The 18,548-nt window shown below is 68.3% G+C and carries 17 protein-coding genes and 2 pseudogenes; 11 read left to right on the top strand and 8 right to left on the bottom strand.

Annotation, left to right across the window (positions count from 1 at the left end):
• The first annotated feature begins 79 nt into the window (after positions 1–79).
• From AC5Y6X_RS03805 to AC5Y6X_RS03830, 6 genes are all read left to right on the top strand, one after another.
• Positions 80–1,099, top strand: coding sequence for a Dyp-type peroxidase (locus AC5Y6X_RS03805; protein WP_499984630.1), 1,020 nt, complete (start codon positions 80–82; stop codon positions 1,097–1,099).
• Positions 1,099–1,896 (top strand): family 1 encapsulin nanocompartment shell protein, encoded by a 798-nt coding sequence (locus AC5Y6X_RS03810; protein WP_499985226.1) that lies wholly within the window; start codon positions 1,099–1,101, stop codon positions 1,894–1,896. The genes AC5Y6X_RS03805 and AC5Y6X_RS03810 overlap by 1 nt, the downstream gene beginning before the upstream one ends.
• An 8-nt stretch (positions 1,897–1,904) precedes the next feature.
• Positions 1,905–2,372, top strand: coding sequence for a cupin domain-containing protein (locus tag AC5Y6X_RS03815; protein WP_499984633.1), 468 nt, complete (start codon positions 1,905–1,907; stop codon positions 2,370–2,372).
• Positions 2,373–2,440: 68 nt separating this feature from the next.
• Positions 2,441–3,265, top strand: a complete 825-nt coding sequence (locus tag AC5Y6X_RS03820) for an Rv0792c family HTH-type transcriptional regulator (protein WP_499984636.1) — start codon at positions 2,441–2,443, stop codon at positions 3,263–3,265.
• A 59-nt stretch (positions 3,266–3,324) separates the two neighbouring features.
• Entirely contained in the window at positions 3,325–4,533 is a 1,209-nt protein-coding gene (locus tag AC5Y6X_RS03825) for a cytochrome P450 (protein ID WP_499984638.1), read from the top strand.
• A 96-nt stretch (positions 4,534–4,629) separates the two neighbouring features.
• Entirely contained in the window at positions 4,630–5,094 is a 465-nt protein-coding gene (locus AC5Y6X_RS03830; protein WP_499984641.1) for a YbjN domain-containing protein, read from the top strand.
• A 6-nt stretch (positions 5,095–5,100) separates the two neighbouring features.
• Here the strand turns inward: AC5Y6X_RS03830 and AC5Y6X_RS03835 are convergent, their stop codons facing one another.
• On the bottom strand, positions 5,101–6,183 hold the full coding sequence (locus tag AC5Y6X_RS03835; RefSeq protein ID WP_499984643.1) for an NAD-dependent epimerase/dehydratase family protein: 1,083 nt from the start codon (positions 6,181–6,183) through the stop codon (positions 5,101–5,103).
• Positions 6,184–6,333: 150 nt separating this feature from the next.
• Between AC5Y6X_RS03835 and AC5Y6X_RS03840 the strand changes: the two genes are divergently transcribed.
• Entirely contained in the window at positions 6,334–7,140 is an 807-nt protein-coding gene (locus tag AC5Y6X_RS03840) for a lysophospholipid acyltransferase family protein (protein WP_499984646.1), read from the top strand.
• 24 nt (positions 7,141–7,164) lie between these two features.
• Positions 7,165–8,579, top strand: a pseudogene (locus tag AC5Y6X_RS03845) (WS/DGAT/MGAT family O-acyltransferase).
• Here AC5Y6X_RS03845 and purQ read toward each other — a convergent pair.
• From purQ to AC5Y6X_RS03860, 3 genes and pseudogenes are all read right to left on the bottom strand, one after another.
• Positions 8,546–9,220, bottom strand: a complete 675-nt coding sequence (gene purQ / locus AC5Y6X_RS03850) for a phosphoribosylformylglycinamidine synthase subunit PurQ (protein ID WP_499984650.1) — start codon at positions 9,218–9,220, stop codon at positions 8,546–8,548. The pseudogene AC5Y6X_RS03845 and the gene purQ sit on opposite strands and share 34 nt — an antisense overlap.
• Positions 9,217–9,456, bottom strand: coding sequence for a phosphoribosylformylglycinamidine synthase subunit PurS (gene purS / locus AC5Y6X_RS03855; protein ID WP_499984653.1), 240 nt, complete (start codon positions 9,454–9,456; stop codon positions 9,217–9,219). The genes purQ and purS overlap by 4 nt, the downstream gene beginning before the upstream one ends.
• A gap of 47 nt (positions 9,457–9,503) precedes the next feature.
• Positions 9,504–10,230 (bottom strand): annotated as a pseudogene (locus AC5Y6X_RS03860) (ATPase).
• On the opposite strand from AC5Y6X_RS03860, the gene AC5Y6X_RS03865 reads away from it, so the two are divergent.
• Positions 10,207–10,845 carry an MBL fold metallo-hydrolase gene (locus AC5Y6X_RS03865; RefSeq protein WP_499984656.1) on the top strand — a complete coding sequence of 213 codons (639 nt, stop codon included), beginning with the start codon at positions 10,207–10,209 and terminating at the stop codon, positions 10,843–10,845. The pseudogene AC5Y6X_RS03860 and the gene AC5Y6X_RS03865 sit on opposite strands and share 24 nt — an antisense overlap.
• A 72-nt stretch (positions 10,846–10,917) precedes the next feature.
• Here the strand turns inward: AC5Y6X_RS03865 and AC5Y6X_RS03870 are convergent, their stop codons facing one another.
• Together AC5Y6X_RS03870 and AC5Y6X_RS03875 are read right to left on the bottom strand one after the other, a co-directional pair.
• Entirely contained in the window at positions 10,918–12,585 is a 1,668-nt protein-coding gene (locus tag AC5Y6X_RS03870) for an FAD-binding dehydrogenase (protein WP_499984660.1), read from the bottom strand.
• 50 nt (positions 12,586–12,635) lie between these two features.
• Complete coding sequence (locus AC5Y6X_RS03875) at positions 12,636–13,340, bottom strand: DUF2334 domain-containing protein (RefSeq protein ID WP_324673643.1); 705 nt, start codon at positions 13,338–13,340, stop codon at positions 12,636–12,638.
• Between the two features lie 114 nt (positions 13,341–13,454).
• On the opposite strand from AC5Y6X_RS03875, the gene AC5Y6X_RS03880 reads away from it, so the two are divergent.
• Both AC5Y6X_RS03880 and AC5Y6X_RS03885 read left to right on the top strand, forming a co-directional pair.
• Positions 13,455–15,077: a DHA2 family efflux MFS transporter permease subunit gene (locus tag AC5Y6X_RS03880; RefSeq protein ID WP_499984666.1), complete on the top strand. Its 1,623-nt coding sequence runs from the start codon at positions 13,455–13,457 to the stop codon at positions 15,075–15,077.
• A gap of 14 nt (positions 15,078–15,091) precedes the next feature.
• Positions 15,092–15,538: a DoxX family protein gene (locus AC5Y6X_RS03885; RefSeq protein ID WP_499984668.1), complete on the top strand. Its 447-nt coding sequence runs from the start codon at positions 15,092–15,094 to the stop codon at positions 15,536–15,538.
• Here AC5Y6X_RS03885 and AC5Y6X_RS03890 read toward each other — a convergent pair.
• The gene (locus AC5Y6X_RS03890; protein WP_499984670.1) at positions 15,467–17,629 is read right to left on the bottom strand and encodes a S9 family peptidase; all 2,163 of its coding nucleotides are present in this window, start codon (positions 17,627–17,629) and stop codon (positions 15,467–15,469) included. The two genes, AC5Y6X_RS03885 and AC5Y6X_RS03890, sit on opposite strands and share 72 nt — an antisense overlap.
• Positions 17,626–18,531 (bottom strand): phosphoribosylaminoimidazolesuccinocarboxamide synthase, encoded by a 906-nt coding sequence (locus AC5Y6X_RS03895; RefSeq protein WP_499984672.1) that lies wholly within the window; start codon positions 18,529–18,531, stop codon positions 17,626–17,628. The genes AC5Y6X_RS03890 and AC5Y6X_RS03895 overlap by 4 nt, the downstream gene beginning before the upstream one ends.
• Positions 18,532–18,548: the final 17 nt, after the last annotated feature.

The raw sequence follows: 18,548 nt of genomic DNA on the forward strand, positions 1-18,548 counted from the left end.
GGAGTTCACGCTGGGCCTGATTGCGCGGCTCCTTACTCGCGCTTCCGCCGCTCGCCGTCGCCACGCTAGGGTCAGCAGAGTGCCTCCGGTTCAGCCGCAGCCCATCCTCGCGCCGTTGACGCCCGCCGCAATCTTCCTCGTGGTCACCATCGACGACGGCGGCGAGGTGACGGTGCACGACGCGCTGCCGGACCTGTCGGGGCTGGTGCGTGCCATCGGCTTCCGCGATCCCACCAAGCGGTTGTCGGTCGTCACCTCGATCGGTTCCGACGCGTGGGACCGGTTGTTCGGCGGGCCTCGGCCCGCCGAGTTGCATACCTTTGTCGAGCTGACCGGGCCGCGACACGTGGCGCCGGCCACGCCCGGAGATCTGCTGTTCCACATTCGCGCCGAGGCGATGGACGTGTGTTTCGAGCTGGCCGGCAACATCCTCAAGTCGATGGCGGGTGCGGTCACCGTGGTCGACGAGGTCCACGGCTTTCGGTTCTTCGACAACCGCGACCTGCTCGGCTTCGTCGACGGCACCGAAAACCCCGATGGCCCAATCGCTGTCAGCGCCACCGCCATCGGCGACGAGGACCCCGACTTCGCCGGCTCCTGCTACGTCCACGTGCAGAAGTACCTGCACGACATGTCGTCGTGGAATTCGCTGCCGGTCGCCGAGCAGGAGCGGGTGATCGGCCGAACCAAGTTGGAAGACATCGAACTCGATGACGAGGACAAGCCGCCGAACTCACACATCGCGCTGAACGTGATCGAGGACGACGACGGCAGCGAGCTGAAGATCGTGCGGCACAACATGCCGTTCGGCGAGCTGGGCAAGGACGAGTACGGCACCTACTTCATCGGCTACTCGCGCACGCCCGAGGTCACCGAACGGATGCTGCGCAACATGTTCCTCGGCGATCCGCCCGGCAACACCGACCGCATCCTGGATTTCTCCACCGCGGTCACCGGCGGGTTGTTCTTCTCCCCCACAGTCGATTTCCTCGACGACCCACCACCCCTGCCCGCCCCGCCGGCGACGGAACGGTCCGCCACATCCTCCTATGGTGACGGCTCACTTTCGATCGGCAGCCTGAAAGGAACCACCCGATGATGAACAACCTCTACCGCGAGCTGGCACCGATCACCGAAGCCGCTTGGGAAGAAATCGAATTGGAGGCGACGCGCACGTTCAAACGGCATATCGCCGGGCGCCGGGTGGTGGACGTCAGCGAGCCCGGCGGACCCGTCACCGCGGCGGTAAGCACCGGTCGGCTGATCGATGTCAAGGCGCCCGGCGACGGCGTCGTCGCTCATCTACGGGCCAGCAAACCCCTTGTCCGGCTGCGTGTTCCGTTCAATTTGTCACGTTCGGAGATCGACGACGTCGAGCGCGGTTCCAAGGACTCCGACTGGGATCCGGTCAAGGCCGCCGCCAAGAGGCTGGCGTTCGTCGAGGACCGCACCATCTTCGAGGGCTATGCCGCCGCGTCGATCGAGGGCATCCGCAGCGCTAGCTCCAACAAGGCGCTGACCTTGCCCGAAGACCCCCGCGACATGCCCGACGCCATCTCCCAGGCGTTGACCGAACTGCGGCTGGCCGGTGTCGACGGACCCTATTCGGTGCTGCTGAGCGCCGACGTTTACACCAAGGTCAGCGAGACCACCGAACACGGGTATCCGATCCGCGAGCACCTGAACCGGTTGGTGGACGGCGACATCATCTGGGCGCCGGCCATTGACGGCGCTTTCGTGCTGACCACCCGGGGCGGCGACTTCGACCTGCAGCTGGGCACCGACGTCGCGATCGGATACAGCAGCCACGACGCCGACACCGTGCAGCTCTATCTGCAGGAGACCCTGACGTTCCTCTGCTACACCTCGGAGGCGTCGGTCGCGCTCGGCCCGTAGGAGCGATGATGGCGACATCGGACGGTTTTCATCCCGATTTCGACGATGCGGCAACGGTATCCGCGCGCGACCGGGTGCACCACGTCAGGGCGTCGGAGATCAGCTCGGACACCGCACAATCGGAGGGGCTGCGGCGCTTCGCGGCGCTGTCCGGCAAGTCGGTCGGTGCGGAGAAGCTGTGGATGGGCGAGACGCACGCGTTGCCCCGGGCCGTCTCGTCCAACCACCATCACGGTGAATCGGAGACCGCAATCTATGTGCGAAGCGGCAACCCGGAGTTCGTCTTCCACGACGGTGTCCGGGAGGTGCGCATCGTCGCCGCGCCCGGCGACTACGTCTTCATCCCGCCCTACCTGCCGCACCGCGAAGAAAACCCCGACCCGAACACACCCGCGGAGGTCGTGATCGCGCGCAGCACCCAGGAGGCCATCGTCGTCAACCTGCCCGCGCTGCACCCGTTGAAAGACGCGCGGTAGCAAACGGTTTCGGTGAGCCCGGCCCAGGAAGCTTGATCCGCCGGGTATAAGACGTTTTAATACGTCTCATGGCCGGCAAGGCGTTGGATCTCGACGGCACCGACCTTCGAATAAGGCGCGGCAGCGTGCCCGCGAGCACCCAGCTCGCCGAGGCGCTCAAGGCGCAGATCGTTCAGCAGCGCCTGCCCCGCGGGGGGCGGCTGCCCAGCGAACGGGAGTTGATCGAACGCTCGGGCCTGAGCCGGGTGACCGTGCGCGCCGCGGTGGGGATCCTCGAGCGCCAGGGCTGGCTGGTTCGCCGGCAGGGGCTCGGCACGTTCGTCGCGAACCCGGTACGGCAGGAACTGGGCTCCGGCGTGCGCACGATCACCGAGGTCCTGGCCAGCTCAGGCATCACCCCGCAGGTGGATGTGCTGTCGCATCGCGTGGGTGAGGCGCCGCAACGGGTGGCCGAGACGCTGGGCCTGTCCAAGGTGCTGTGCATCAACCGGCGTTTCCGCGATGGGGACCGGCCGCTGGCCTTGATGACGGCCTACCTTCCGCTCGGGCTGGGCAAGGCCGTCGACCCGCTGACGTCCAAGGGGCCGGGCGCGCAGATCAGGCACGCGATGGAATCCACCTACACGATGTGGGAGCGGGCGGGGGTCCACATCGCCCGCGCCACCCACGAGATCCATGCGGCCGGCGCCTCTTTGGAGGTTGCCGCCGCGCTGGACCTGCCGAAGGGCTCGCCGGTGCTGGTCCTCGAGCGCACCAGCTACACCGACGCGGACAAACCCGTCGAGGTGGTGGAGTTCCACTATCGCCCCGAGCGATACCGGTTCTCCGTCACGCTGCCCCGGACAATGCCCGAGCCCGGCGCCGGAATCGTCGAGACACCCGCGCGGCCTTGACCGGCGGTCGGCCTTGATGCTAAGCAAGTGCTCAGCACAGGCCGGTTGAGGAGGACACGATGACGGCCACGCAGCTGGTCTTCGACCCGTTCTCGGCGGAGTTCTTCGCCGACCCTTACCCGACCTACCGGCGGATGCGCGAGGAGGCGCCGGTCTACTACAGCCAGGAACACGACTTCTACGCGCTGAGCCGGCACGCCGACGTCGCCGCCGCGTTCAAGGACTACGAGACATATTCGTCCGCGCGCGGGATCGAACTGTCGATGATCAAGAAGGGCGGCGTCCCGGCGGAGAACAAGTCGATGATCTTCATGGATCCGCCCGAGCATCGGCGAATGCGCAGCCTGGTCAACAAGGTCTTCACCCCGCGGGCGATCACCGCGCTGAAAGACACTGTCACCGAGCTGATCGAGCACCACCTCTCGCGCGTCGACCCCGACCGGTTCGACGTCGTCGCCGACTTCTCCGCGCTGTTCCCCGTCGAGGTGATCAGCACTATGCTCGGGGTGCCCGCCGAACACCGCCAGCAGATCCGGCACTGGGTCGACGCGTCGTTGCATCGCGAGCCGGGACAGATCGACCTGGACGAAACGAATTGGGAGACAGTCCATCAGGCCGGGGCGTTCTACTACAACCTGATCCAGGAGCGACGCGCGCGGCCGCAGGACGACATGATCAGCCGCCTGATCGCCGCACAGGTGGAACGCGACGGCGGCGGCACCACCCAGCTGGACGACATCGAAATCACAGGTTTCGCAACGCTTCTGGGCGGGGCGGGCGCCGAGACCGTCACCAAGCTGATCGGCAACGCGGTCGTGCAGTTCGCCCGCCACCCCGGCCAATGGCAAAAGCTGCTCGACGACCGCTCCAAGGTGCCGGCCGCGGTCGAGGAGGTGTTGCGGTTCGAGGCGCCCACGCAGTACAACGTCCGCTACTCGCTCAAGGACGCCCATCTGCACGGCGTCACGATCCCGGCCGGCAGCGCGGTGTTCCTGCTGGGCGGGTCGGCCAACCGCGATCCCGACGCGTTCACCGACGCCGACAGGTTCGACATCGACCGCGATCGCACCGAGGCGCAGAACCTCGGCTTCGGCTACGGCGTGCACAGCTGCCTGGGCGCCGCGCTGGCCCGCCTGGAGAGCGCGATCGCACTGGACAAGCTGCTGGACCTGATGCCGCGCTACCAGGTGATCTGGGACGGGTGCCGGCGGGTCAGCATGACCAACGTGGCAGGCTGGTCCAACGTCCCGGTGCGAGTGCTGCCCTGAGCGGCCCGCTCACTCAGCGAATTCTCAACAGATTCTTGGCTGCCGGCTGGCTCGGCTCAAAGGATCCGCAAAGTCACCGGCCTCAGCATTGACGGCATGACGAGTGAGCCGCTCTGCGCAAGCCTGATCGAGCGCTACCTGTGCACGCGCGGCAGCCGGTACTTCCGCGGCGCGCACGACGGCGAATACTTCTACGTCGCCAACACCCGTCCGCGCCGGCTTCACGTTCACCTCGAGATCGCGCCCGGGCATCACGACGTGTTGCTCGTTCGGGTCGCCCCCGCCTGCTTCTTCCCCGCCGCCGACCGGCCCTGGCTGACGCATCTCGCCGACGCGTGGAATCGGCGGGACCGCGAGGTCACCGCGATCGTGCACGCGTCGTCCGACCCTCAGCGCATCGGTGTCGTCGCGCGCCGCTCGCAATGGATCCGGGGCGACGTCGCCTTCGAGGACTTCGCCACTTTCGTCGACCTGACCGTCGGGGCCGCGATCGAATTCTTCGGCGGGTTGGCCCCGGTCGTCGAGCAGCCGTCGCAGCCGTTGGTGTTGGACGCCGGCTGAGCGATCTCACAAAGGGGTCGCGTGCTCCCTGATATCGGGGCGCGGATCCCCCAGCTCAGTCCGGATGGCGCCCCACGGATCGGCATAGCGGCCGGGCGAATTCCGGTAAGCGGCACGGTGTTTCAGGAAATGCCGCGCGACCGGGGAGACCAGCCGCATTGGGTAGCGCCGCCAGCCGGCGGCCGCCCGCATCTCCGCAAGCATGTCCGGCCAGGTGTGATGCTGGAACGACAGCGCCTGCTGGGCGCGAGTGGTGTCCATCCAATCGGTGACGAACCAGGCCTCGTCGCTGTCGGGATCGCCCGGCCGGCCCGCGGGCAGGACGTTGACCAGGCCCCTGGCGGCGGCCAGCGCCTTACCGACGTCGCCCTGCCGCAGCCGATGCGACTCATCGCCGCCGATCAGCAGGATCTCACCCGCGACATCGGCGGTGGTGGCGGCGGCGAATGCGGCCGCGGCATCGCGGACGTCGACGCTGTGCAGCCGCCCGTCGGTCGGCAGCGCGTTTTCGAAGAAGAGCGCGTCCAGGCTGAAGGGCATCGCGCCCGGCTGCACACTCATTACCCCGGCGAGGCGCAGGATCACCCACTCCAGGCCGGAGGACCGCACGTGGTGTTCCGCCTCGGCTTTGTGTGCCCCGTAAAGATCTGACGGCCGCAGCGGGGTGTCCGCTCGTATCAACTCACGGTGCCGGTGCGGGTTGCGGGCACCGTGCACGGCGTTGCTCGAGGCGTGGACGAAGCGCACCCGATGCGGGCATGCCCGCGCTGCGCTCAGCAGTGCCACGGTCGCGCCGACGTTGACGCGGCGGGCCAGTTCGGGCTGCCGGTAGATCACCGGCGGGATGACCGCGGCGAGGTGGACGATCACCGTCGGCGCGGTCTCGGCAACCAGGCGGTCGACCTCACCGGGATCCGTCAGGTCCGCCCAGCGCGCCTCGACCCCGCCGGGCAGGGAGCCGGCCGCCTTGCGCTGGGCGGGGGTGCCGAGGTCGGTGGCGACCACGTCATAGCCATCGGCGGCCAGTCGTCGCACCGTCTGCGATCCGACCAGGCCGAAGCCGCCCGTAACGAGAGCCCTTTCGGGCATGGTCCCTCCCGGATAGGCAAGTGCGGTAGGTCACACCTGCGGATATGGCATTCTCTCAAATTGAGAGTACCATGCTCTCTACAGGTGTAGAGCACCCGTTGGGTAATCCTCATCGCGTCGAACACAGCACACACACCAGCGGAGAAAATCATGACGGGCGCTGCAACCGACACTCACGAGACCGCCAAATGGGATCCGGCGTTCACCGAACAGGTCATGAACGCCGTCGGCCCCTGGATCAAGCGGTGGCATCGCGCCGAGGTGCGAAACGTCCGCAACTTCCCGGCCGCCGGGGGAGCGCTGGTGGTGTCCAACCACTCCGGTGGAATGCTCACGCCCGACGTGTTGATCTTCTGCCCGGCGTTCTACGACGCGTTCGGCTATGACCGCCCGGTGTACACCCTGGGCCATTACGGCCTGTTCATGGGTCCGCTGGACGGCTGGCTGCGACGCCTCGGGGTCATCGAGGCGAGCCGCGAAAACGCCTCCGCGGCACTGCATTCGGGCGCGGTGGTGCTGGTGTTCCCCGGCGGTGACTACGACTCGTACCGGCCCACGCTGAGCGCCAACACCATCGACTTCAACGGCCGCACCGGCTACGTCCGGACCGCCATCGAGGCAGGGGTGCCGATCGTGCCCACCGTGTCGATCGGCGGCCAGGAGACCCAGCTGTTCCTGACCCGCGGCAACTGGCTGGCCCGCAAGCTCGGGATCACCAAGGCCCGGATGGACATCCTGCCCGTGAGCGTCGGGTTCCCGTTCGGGTTGAGCGTGATCTTCCCGCCGAACGTGCCGTTGCCGGCCAAGATCGTCACCGAAGTGCTCGAGCCGATCGACATCGCGGCCCAATTCGGCGCGGACCCCGACGTCGACGAGGTCGACGCCTACGTCCGTTCGGTGATGCAGAGCGCGCTCGACCGGCTGGCCGGCGAGCGCCGGTTGCCCGTCCTGGGCTGACGGCCCGGCGCGGCGGGGTGGCGGATGAAAAGAGTCAACGGCATGGACGCCATGCTGCTCTACAGCGAGACGCCGAACCTGCACACGCACACGCTGAAGGTGGCGATCATCGACCCCTCGGACTTCGACGGCGAGTTCGGTTTCGATGTTTTTCGCCACCACGTGCGGCGCCGGCTGCATCTGCTGGAATCGTGCGCTACAAGCTCGTTGACATCCCCTGGCGGTTGCATCATCCGATGTGGCAGGAAAACTGCGCGGTCGACCTGGATTACCACCTGCGGCGGGTACGGGTGCCCGCGCCGGGCGGCCGCGAAGAGCTGGACCGGGTCATCGGCGAGGTGGCCTCCACGCCGCTGGATCGCAGCCGCCCGCTGTGGGAGTTTCATTTCGCCGAGGGCCTGTCCGGCGGCCGGTTCGCGTTGATCGGCAAGATCCATCACGCGCTGGCCGACGGCATCGCCTCGGTCAACCTGCTGGCCCGCGCCATGGATCTCGCGGACGGCCCGACCGACGAGCGCGACAACGACGAGGCCGGCGTCACCGCGTCGACCTCCGACCTGCTGGCCGCCGCCGCGCGCGACCACGTCCGGCAGGTCGTCAGGCTGCCGGGGCTGATCAGGGATGCGGCCGTGGGATTGACCCGGGTGCGCCGTCGGTCCAGGCAGCGCGGAGCTCACCCCGATCTGGCCGACCCGTTCGACGCGCCCCCGACCTTTCTCAACCATGTGGTGTCACCGCAACGGCGGTTCGCCAGCGCGACGCTGCCGCTGGCCGACGTCAAGGCAACCGCGAGGACGTTGGGTATCACGATGAATGATGCGGTGCTGGCGATGGCCGCCGGCGGGTTGCGAAAACTGTTGCTGGCCTATGACGGCAGGGCCGACCGGCCGATCATCGCGTCGGTGCCCACGGCCACCGACAAGTCGGATCGGGTGAGCGGCAACGAGATCAGCGGCCTGTCCATTTCGCTGCCGGTTCACATCGCCGACCCGACCGAGCGGGTGAGGCTGGTTGCGCTGGCCACCCGAATCGCCAAGGAAGACCATGAAATTCTCGGTCCACGCCTCTACGGGCGGATGATGGCCTATCTGCCTACTGCGATCGCCCCGGCCGCATTCCGGTGGCTGGGCAGGTGCGACTTCCAGAACAAGATGATGAACGTAGCCGTGTCCAGCGTCGCGGGGCCGCGCGAGCGGGGCCGCTTTGGCGGCGCCACGGTCAGCGAGATCTACTCGACCGGCGTCCTATCGCCGGGCGCCCCCGTCAACATCACCGTGTGGAGCTATGCCGACCGGCTGGGAGTAGCGGTGCTCACCGACGACAGGACGTTCGACGATCCGCACGATGCCACCGCTGCGCTCGGCGCGGCGTTTGCCGAATTACGCGACGCCGCAGGCGTTTCCGCTCAGGCCACCAGAACGGTATCCAGCGCCGAATAGAACAGGCCGAGCCCGTCGTCGGACGGACCGGTCAGCGCCTCGATGGCATGCTCGGGATGCGGCATCAGCCCGACGACGCGGCCGTTGGCCGAGCTGATGCCGGCGATGTCGTGCAGCGAGCCGTTGACGTTGTCGTGGTAGCGGAACACCACCCGGCCCTCGCCCTCCAGCTCGTCGAGCACATCGGCGGGCGCCACGTAGCGGCCCTCGCCGGACTTCAGCGGCACCAGCAGGTCGGCGCCGGGCTCGAAACGTGAGGTCCACGCCGTCGCGGTCGATGCCACCCGCAGCCAGACGTCGCGGCAGATGAAGTGCAGGCCGGCGTTGCGGGTCAGGGCGCCGGGCAGCAGGCCCGCCTCGCAGAGGACCTGAAAACCGTTGCAGATTCCCAACACCGGCATGCCGCGCTGCGCGGCGGCGACCACTTCCGTCATCACGGGAGCGAACCTGGCGATGGCGCCCGCTCGCAGGTAGTCGCCGTAGGAAAAGCCGCCGGGCACCACCACCGCGTCGACTCCCTTGAGGTCGGCGTCGCCATGCCACAGGCTGACCGCCTCGGCGCCGACCCGGCGCACGGCCCGCGCGGCGTCCACGTCGTCGAGCGTCCCGGGAAAGGTGATGACGCCGATTCGTGCGGTCACAGCGCTTCCCGGCTGATCGTCCAGTCCTCGATCACGGTATTCGCCAACAGTGATTCCGCGATCTCGGCAAGCTCCGAATCGTCGACGGTGTCGTCGACTTCGAGCTCAAACCTCTTGCCCTGCCGGACATTTGAGACCCCGGTGTGGCCGAGTCGGCCCAGCGCGCCGACGATGGCCTGACCTTGGGGGTCGAGAATCTCCGCTTTGGGCATCACGTGCACGAACACCCGGGCCACCGGCGCTCCTCCTGTAGATCTCGCTCGGCGCTCACTCTACCGGCGGCTCACGGGCACGAGGCGATGTACGCCTCGCACAACGGCGCGGTCATGGCGTCCAGCACCGGATCGTCCGCCATCGAGGGCCAGGGTACCTGCGGCGGACCCGACGACCACAGCGTGAGCTCGGTGATCGTGCTGCTCGCCACGTGCGCGACCAGGTAGGTGTGCAGGACGGCCGGACCGCTGACGACGGCCGCCATCCGGTTGGGCTGGTCGGTGGTGATCGACGGCGACTGCTGCGGCGCCCCCTGCTGGCAGCCGCGCAGCGCGGCGACGGCACGGCCGAACACCGAGGCCGCGGCGGCGCCGCCGCGGGCCGTGTCACCGCGCCAGTGCAGGATCTGCGCCTGCAGCTGCCACTGGTCGTCCGGGTGGGCGACGGTCGCCCGGGCGGCGACCGCCCAATCGCGCGGGTCCTGCGGCGACGTCGGCGCCGCGCAGAGCTCCTCGAACCGGAACCGCGGCCCGCTGCCGGTCACCTGCACCGCCAGGCCGGCCAGCGCCGGCCAGTTGTACACCGAGTTCAGCGGCACGGAGCGCTTCTGGATCCATGCGGTGTCGGGGATCTGGTCACACACCGGCGGGCAGGTCTGCGGCTCCGCGCGCGCGGGTACCACGACGACGAGGGCCACCGCGAGGCCGCCGGCGACCAGCATCGTCGCCAGGATCACCCGCATCGGCATCACCCCTCAGGGCACAATCGTAAACATGGAACTGACGCATTTCGGCCATTCCTGTCTACTCGCCGAGTTCGATGACGCGCGTGTGCTGTTTGACCCCGGTACCTTCGCGCACGGTTTCGAGGGGATCACCGGCCTGTCCGCCATCCTCGTCACCCACCAGCACCCCGACCACATCGATATCACCCGGCTGCCGTCGCTGCTCGAGGGCAACCCCGACGCCCCGCTGTACGCCGATCCGCAGACCGCCGCGCAGCTCGGCGAGCCCTGCCGGGCGGTGCACGTCGGCGACGAGCTGCACATCGGTGGGCTGACCGTTCGCGCCGTCGGCGGGCGACACGCCGTCATCCACCCGGAAATCCCTGTGGTGGAAAACATTTCGTATCTCGTCGGCGACGGCGACCACCGCGCAAGGTTCATGCATCCCGGTGACGCGTTGTTCGTGCCCGACGAGCCGGTGGACGTCCTGGCGACTCCGGCGGCCGCGCCGTGGATGAAGATCGCCGAGGCCGTCGACTACCTGCGTGCGGTCTCGCCGGCCCGCGCGGTACCCATTCACCAGGGGATCATCGCTCCAGACGCGCGGGGCATCTACTACGGCCGCCTCAGCGAGATGACCAGCACCGAATTCCAGGTGCTGCCCGAGGAAAGCGCGGTCACCTTCTGACGGCGAGCAGACGCAAAAGTACCCGACACGCCGGGCGAAAAGGGGATTTTGCGTCTGCTCGCGCGGTGAAGGCTAGGCGATGTCGTCGGCGGCGGAGCGACCGGCGGCCCGGCCCGAGAATATGCAGCCGCCCAGAAACGTGCCCTCGAGGGCCCGGTAGCCGTGCATGCCGCCGCCACCGAACCCGGCGACCTCGCCAGCGGCGTACAGCCCGGGCAGCGGGGTGCCGTCGGCCTTCAGCACCCGTGCGGCCAGGTCGGTCTCGATGCCGCCCAACGTCTTTCGGGTCAGGATGTGCAGCTTGACCGCGATCAGCGGCCCGGCTTTCGGATCGGTCAACCGGTGCGGCGCCGCCACCCGGCCCAGGCGGTCGCCCAGGTACGTGCGCGCCGCGCGGATCGCGGTGATCTGCCCGTCCTTGCTGAACTTGTTGTCCACCTCGCGGTCGCGTGCGGTGACCTCGGATTCCACCGTCGCGTAATCCAGTGGGACCACGTCGGGCAGCTTGTTCATGCCGGTCACCAACTCGCGCAACGAGTTTGCGCTGACGAAATCCACGCCCCGGTCGACGAAGGCCTGCACCGTCCCCGGCGCGCCGAAGCCGGCCCGGTTGCGCAGCAGCTGCGTCACGCTCTGCCCGGTCAGGTCCGGGTTCTGCTCCTGTCCGGACAGCGCGAATTCCTTCTCAATGATCTTGGCGTTCAAGATGAACCAGGTGTAGTCGTACCCGGACCTCGTGATGTGCTCCAGCGTGCCCAGGGTGTCGAAGCCGGGATACAGCGGAACCGGCAACCGATTTCCGGCTGCGTCCAGCCACAGCGACGACGGCCCGGGAATGATCCGGATGCCGTGCAGCGGCCAGATCGGGGCGTAGTTGGTGATGCCCTCGGTGTAGTGCCACATCCGGTCGGGGTTGATCACCCGCGCGCCGGCCCGCTGCGAGATTCCGATCATCCTGCCGTCCACGTGGGCGGGGACCCCGCTCAGCAGTTGCTCGGGGACGCGGCCCATCCGCGTGGGCCAGTTCTTGCGCACCAGGTCGTGATTGCCCCCGATGCCGCCGCTGGTCACGATCACCGCTGAGGCGCGGAACTCGAATTGCCCCACCGGCTTTCGTGACGACGGCACACCGCGAGGTTCGGCCGACGGCTCCAGCACCGTGCCGCGCACGCCCGTCGCCGCGCCGCCCTCGACTATCAGCTCGTCGACCTGGTGGCGGTGCGCAAAGCGCACGGTCGAGCGGTCCCGCAGCCGCCGCGCGAAGATCTCGACCAGGGCGGGTCCGGTGCCCCACGTGATGTGAAAGCGGGGCACCGAATTACCGTGCCCCTGCGCGCCGTAGCCGCCGCGCTCGGCCCAGCCCACCAGCGGAAAGATCTTCAGGCCCCGCTCGCGCAGCCAGCCGCGCTTCTCCCCGGCCGCGAAATCGACGTAGGCGTGCGCCCACTGGCGCGGCCAGTAGTCCTCGGGACGGTCGAACGCCGCCGTCCCCAGCCAGTCCTGCAGCGCGAGTTCGTGGCTGTCGCGGATGCCCAGGCGCCGCTGCTCGGGGCTGTCGACGAAAAACAGGCCGCCGAACGACCAGAAGGCCTGCCCGCCCAGGTTGGCGCTGTTCTCCTGCTCGACGATCAGCACCCGCAGGCCGCGATCCACCAGCTCGCACGCGGCGACCAGGCCCGCCAGACCCGCCCCGACCACGATGGCGTCCGCCGCGAAACCGTCAGCTGAAGAGTCGCCCATGTGGCAACAGGGTAGTGGCCTACGCCCGGCGATCAGTCAGACGGCTTGGGTCACGCGGCGTCGACGACGGCCCTGTGCGGCCGCCACTGGTACACCGTGGGGGTGCAGCCGTGCATCGAAGCCAGGTCGACGGCGTCCAGCACGGCCTGCAGCGGGCCCGGTTTGCGCAACTGGCGGCCCGATATCGCGATGCGCACGATGCCGCCGCGACGGGCGATCCGGTCGGCGGACAGCACGACCATGCGGCACCACCACGGCTCGGCCAGGAAGCCCTCCCCGATGCCGAGCACCCGGGCGCGGACGGTGCTGTGGCGGACCAGGTCGGTGATCCCGTGCAGGTCGGCGAGCAGTCGAAAACCGTTGCGGGGCAACGCCTTGACGACGCCCGGCGACACCACCCAGCCCGGGGCCGCGAACAGCCGGGTGCGCAGTCCCAGGTGCTCGAGCACCCGGTCGGCGGCCGTGAGCCGCAGGTTGGCCTCGTGCGCCCGCAGGATGGCGAACTCGCCGCGCCGCTTCTTGGTGGCCGGGTCGTCGTAGCCGTGCAGCACGATGGCGTCGCCGCCGGCCCGCCGCGCCGTCAGCCATTCGACCGTGCGCGGGTCGCGATCCAGCCGGTGGTCGCCGGACAGCCGGGGGGCCACCAGCAACGACACCGGCACCCTGCGCGCGTCCATTTGCGCGCAGAACGCCTCGACGTCGCCCAGGGTGGGCTCCCCGATCCCCGAGACCGAGACGATCAGTTTTCCAGACACACTTGCAGTTTGACGACCTCAGGTGTCGGGACGGTGAAGGACACGCGGACGGCAGGCGTATTTCGATGCGCGCGGGCCCAGCAAACGCCCATCGGCGCCGGTGATCGGTTCGATATGCTAAGCAACGCCATGGACAAGGCCCGTTCCGCGGCGGCCGACGCCCCGCCGCCCACCGCCCCCACCCGGCAGGACGCCGGTGTGCACGCCTATCCCGACAAGCTGGACGCCGGGCTGTTGCGGATCTCCGGCGTGTGCATCCTGGCCACGGTGATGGCGATCCTGGACATCACCGTCGTCAGCGTCGCGCAGCGCACCTTCATCGACCAATTCGGTTCGTCGCAAGCCGTCGTCGGCTGGACGATGACCGGCTACACCCTCGCGTTGGCGACGGTGATTCCGGTGACGGGTTGGGCGGCCGACCGGTTCGGCACCAAACGGCTCTTCATGGGTTCCGTGCTCGCGTTCGCGCTGGGCTCGCTGCTGTGCGCGGTGGCGTCGAACATCCTGCAGCTCATCGTGTTTCGAATGGTGCAGGGCATCGGGGGCGGGATGCTGATGCCGCTGAGCTTCATGATCTTGACCCGCGAGGCGGGACCACCGCGGCTCGGCCGCCTCATGTCGATCCTGAGCATCCCCATGTTGCTGGCCCCCATCGGCGGGCCCATCCTGGGCGGCTGGCTCATCGACACGTCCAGCTGGCGGTGGATCTTCCTGATCAACCTGCCGATCGGGCTGGTCACCATCGCCCTTGCGGCTGTGGTGTTCCCGCGTGATCACCCGGCGCGCTCGGAGACCTTCGACGTCGTCGGGGTGCTGCTGCTGTCACCCGGCCTGGCGACCTTCCTGTTCGCGGTCTCGTCCATCCCGCGCTGCGGGACGGTGGCAGATCGCCGCGTGTTGATACCGGCGGCCATCGGCCTGGCGTTGATCGCCGGCTTCGTGGCGCATGCCTGGCGCCGCGCGGACCACCCGCTCATCGATCTGCGGCTGTTCCAGAACAGGGTGCTCACGCACGCCAACGTGACGATGCTGGTGTTCGCCACCGCGTTTTTCGGCGCCGGCCTGCTGCTCCCGAGCTACTTCCAGCAGGTGCTGCACCAGACGCCGATGCAGGCCGGCGTGCACATGATCCCCCAGGGCCTCGGCGCCATGCTGACCATGCGGCTGACCGGGCCGCTGGTGGACAGGCAGGGGCCGGGCAAGGTCGTGCTGGTCGGCATCGCGCTGATCACCGCCGGGCTGGGCGCCTTCGCCTACGGCGTGGCAAGACAGGCGGATTACCTACCCACGCTCCTGGCCGGGTTGGCGATCATGGGCCTGGGCATGGGCTGCACCATGATGCCGCTCTCGGTCGCGTCGGTGCAGGCGCTGGCGCCCCACCAGATCGCCCGGGGCACAACGCTGATGAGCGTCAGCCATCAGGTGGGCGGCTCGATGGGAACCGCGCTGATGTCGATGATCCTGACCAACCAGTTCAACCGAAGCGAGAACATCTCCGCGGCAAACAAACTCGCCGTGCTACAGCAGAAGGCCGCCGCCACCGGGATGCCGGTGGATCAAGCCGCGATACCCCGGCAGGCGCTTGCCCCCGGCTTCGCCGGCAGCGTGCTGCACGACCTGTCGCACGCCTATACGGTCGTGTTCGTCATCGCGGTCGTCCTGGTGGTGTCCACCGTCATCCCCGCGGTGTTTCTGCCGAAGCAGCCGGCGATCCAAACGGCCGGCGACGGTGTCTAGATTGGACGGTTGAGATGGCTCCGTTGATCACGCTGCTCGTGGGCACCATCGCCGCTCGCTGCATCGGCTGGCTCGGCGTCGGCTACGTCAACGGCTGGACGGCGGCGCTGGCCGTCGGATTGGCGGCGATGTTCCTGCTCACCGGGTTTGCCCACTTCGCGCCGCAGCTGCGCCGCGACCTCATCGCGATCGTGCCGCCCCGCCTGCCCGCACCCGGCTACCTGGTCACCATCACCGGCCTGCTCGAGCTGCTGGGCGCCGTGGGGTTGTTGCTGCCCGTGACGCGAGTGGCGGCGGCCGTGTGTCTGCTGGTGCTGATGCTGGCGATGTTTCCTGCCAACGTGTATGCCGCCCGGATGCCCGATCCGCCCAAGTCGATGACGACGCGGCTAGGGCTGCGCACCGCCATCGAGGTCGTCTTCCTGGCCGCGGCAGTAGCGGTCGCCGTCGGCAGCGGCTAGCAGCCAGGCGTATTGGAACGCGGTTTCCTCCCACGCCCGGTAGCGACCGCTGACGCCGCCGTGGCCCGCCGCCATCTGGGTCTTGAGCAGTACCGGGTTGCCGTTGGCGTTCGCATGCCGCAACGCCGCGACCCACTTGGCCGGCTCGACGTAGTAGACCCTGGTGTCGTTCAGCGACGTCATGGCCAGGATGGCGGGGTAGCGCTTGCTCTCGACATTCTCGTAGGGCGAATACGACTTCATGTAGGAGTAGACTTCGCTGTCGCTCAACGGGTTTCCCCATTCGTCCCATTCGGTGACGGTCAGCGGCAGCGAGGGGTCCAGGATGGTGGTGAGCGGGTCGACGAAGGGGACCTGCGCGAGGATCCCGGCGAACAGATCCGGGGCCAGGTTCGCCACCGCGCCCACCAGCAGACCACCCGCGCTGCCGCCCAGCGCCACCAGCTGTCGCGGCCGGGTCAGGCCCGAGCCCACCAAATGCCTTGCCACCGCGATGAAGTCGGTGAAGGTGTTCTTCTTCTCCAGCAGCTTGCCGTGCTCGTACCAGAGCCGGCCCATCTCGCCGCCGCCGCGGACGTGCGCGATGACGAACGCCATGCCCCGGTCCAGCAGCGACAGACGCGCGATGGAAAAGCTCGGGTCGGTGCAGATCTCGTAGGCCCCGTAGCCGTAAAGCACTGTGGGCGCCGGGAACTCGAGGCCGGCGCGGTGCACGATCGACACCGGGATCATGGCGCCGTCGTCGGCGCGCGCCCAGTCGCGACGCTCCACGTAGTCGGCGGGTCGGTAGTCGCCGAGCACGGGCTGCTCACGCAGCAGGACCCGCTCACCGGTGGCCAGGTCGAGGTCGTAGATGCGCGTGGGTACGACGAGTGACCCGGCCCTGATCCGCAGCTTGGGCGACTTCCAATTCGGATTGCCGGCCAGACCGGACGACATCAGCTCGGACTCGAACGAGATCTCTTCGGGCTCACCGTAATCCCCGTCGGAGCCGATGGGCCAGAGCTGGATTCGCGGCAACGCCGCGCGCCGGTAGCTGACCACCAGGTGACCGGCGAAGGCGTCCATGCCGTCGAGCCGCACATCGTCGCGGTGCGGGATCAGGGTGCGCTGTTGCGCCGGATCGCTGACCGGCGCCTCGGTGAGCGTGAAGTTCACCGCGCCGTCGTTGTGCAGGATCAGGAATCGGTCCTGCCCCCCGACCACCGCGTGCTCCACCGAATACTCGATGCCGTCGCGCCGGGGGAGCACCACCGTGAACTGCGCGCCGGGGTCGGCAGCGTCCGCGTAGCGGACCTCGGAGGTGATCGACGAACCGGACGCGATAAACACGTAGGCTTCGCTGCGGGTGAGCCCGACCCCGAGCCAGAAGCGTTCGTCGGCTTCGTGATACACCAGCTCCGACCGCTCGCCGGTGCCGAGCCGGTACCGCCACACCTTGTCGGGCCGGTGTGCGGCGTCCAGGGTCGTGTAGTAGACGGTGCGGTTGTCGGCGGCCCAGGTGACGCCGGCGCCGACGTCGGCGATCTCGTCGGGAAGCATCTCGCCGGTGCGTAAATCCTTGAACCGCAGCGTGTAGCGTTCGTCGCCGATCGTGTCGACGGAGTAGGCCAGCAGGTTGCCGTCCAGGCTGACCATGGCGGCGCCCAACGCGAAGAAGTCGTGTCCCTCGGCCTCGACGTTCGAGTCGAGCAAAATCTGCTCGCCGGGTATCTCGGTGTCCTCGTCCAGCTGCGGCGGGGTCCAGTCGTCGGGATCGGCCACCGCGCAACGGCATTGGACACGGTATTGCTTGCCTTCGAAGGTGCGGGCGTAGTACCACCAGTCGCCCTGACGGGTCGGCACCGAGAGGTCGGTCTCCTTGGTGCGGGCCTTGATCTCGTTGAAAATCTGCTGCCGCAACGGTTCGAGGTGCGCCGTCACCTTGTCGACGTAGTCGTTTTCGGCCTCGAGGTAGGCGATGACCTCGGGGTCTGTTTTCTCGCGCAGCCACTCGTAGGGGTCGACGAACACGTCCCCGTGGTGCTCCCGCCGGGTCTCCACCCGCTTGGCAACCGGCGGTGAAAGCGACTGTGCGACCGACTTCGTCATGCGCCCGGCCCGATCCAGTCGTCGAACCTCATGCCGGAGATCCGTTCGTAGGCATTGATGTAACGGTCGCGGGTGGCGTCGATGATGTCGTCCGGCAGCGGCGGCGGTGGTTGCGAGCCGTGCCGGTCCCAGCCGGACTCGGGGCTGGTGAGCCAGTTGCGAACGAACTGCTTGTCGAAACTGGTCTGCACCACGCCCGGCCGGTAATCCGCGGCCGGCCAATACCGCGAGGAGTCGGGCGTGAATATCTCGTCGGCCAGCACCAGGTTGCCGTCGCGGTCGGTGCCGAACTCGAACTTGGTGTCCGCGATGATGATTCCCTTCGTCAGGGCGTGGTCGGCGGCCTGGACATAGATCCGCAACGTGCGGTCGCGCAGCTGGTTTGCGCGCACCGCGCCCACCATCTCGATCACCCGGGCGAACGGGATGTTCTCGTCGTGGTCGCCCAGCGCCGCTTTCGTCGCCGGGGTGAACAACGGCGCGGCGAACTTGCTGGCCTCGACCAGACCCGGCGGCAGCGGGATGCCGCACACCTTCCCCGTCGCCTGATAGTCGAGCAACCCCGAGCCGGTCAGGTAACCGCGGGCCACGCACTCCACCGGGAGCATCTCGAGCTCCCGCACCACCAGGGCGCGGCCGAGCACCTCGTCGGGGATGCGCGGGTCGTCCGGCGGGCCGGCCAGGTGGTTGGGGGCTCCGTCAAGCTCCGAGACGAGGCCGAAGAAGAACACGCTCATCGCGGTCAGGATGCGGCCCTTGTCCGGGATCGTGCTGTCCAGCACGTAGTCGAAGGCGGAGATGCGGTCGGTCGCGACCAGCAGCAGGTGCTCGTCGTCGACGCGGTAGAGCTCACGGACCTTGCCGCTGGCCAGATGGCGGTAGTCGGACAGTGCGGGGCGCATCGGGTCAGCGTATCGGG

It is taken from the genome of Mycobacterium sp. NGS26, assembly GCF_059813025.1.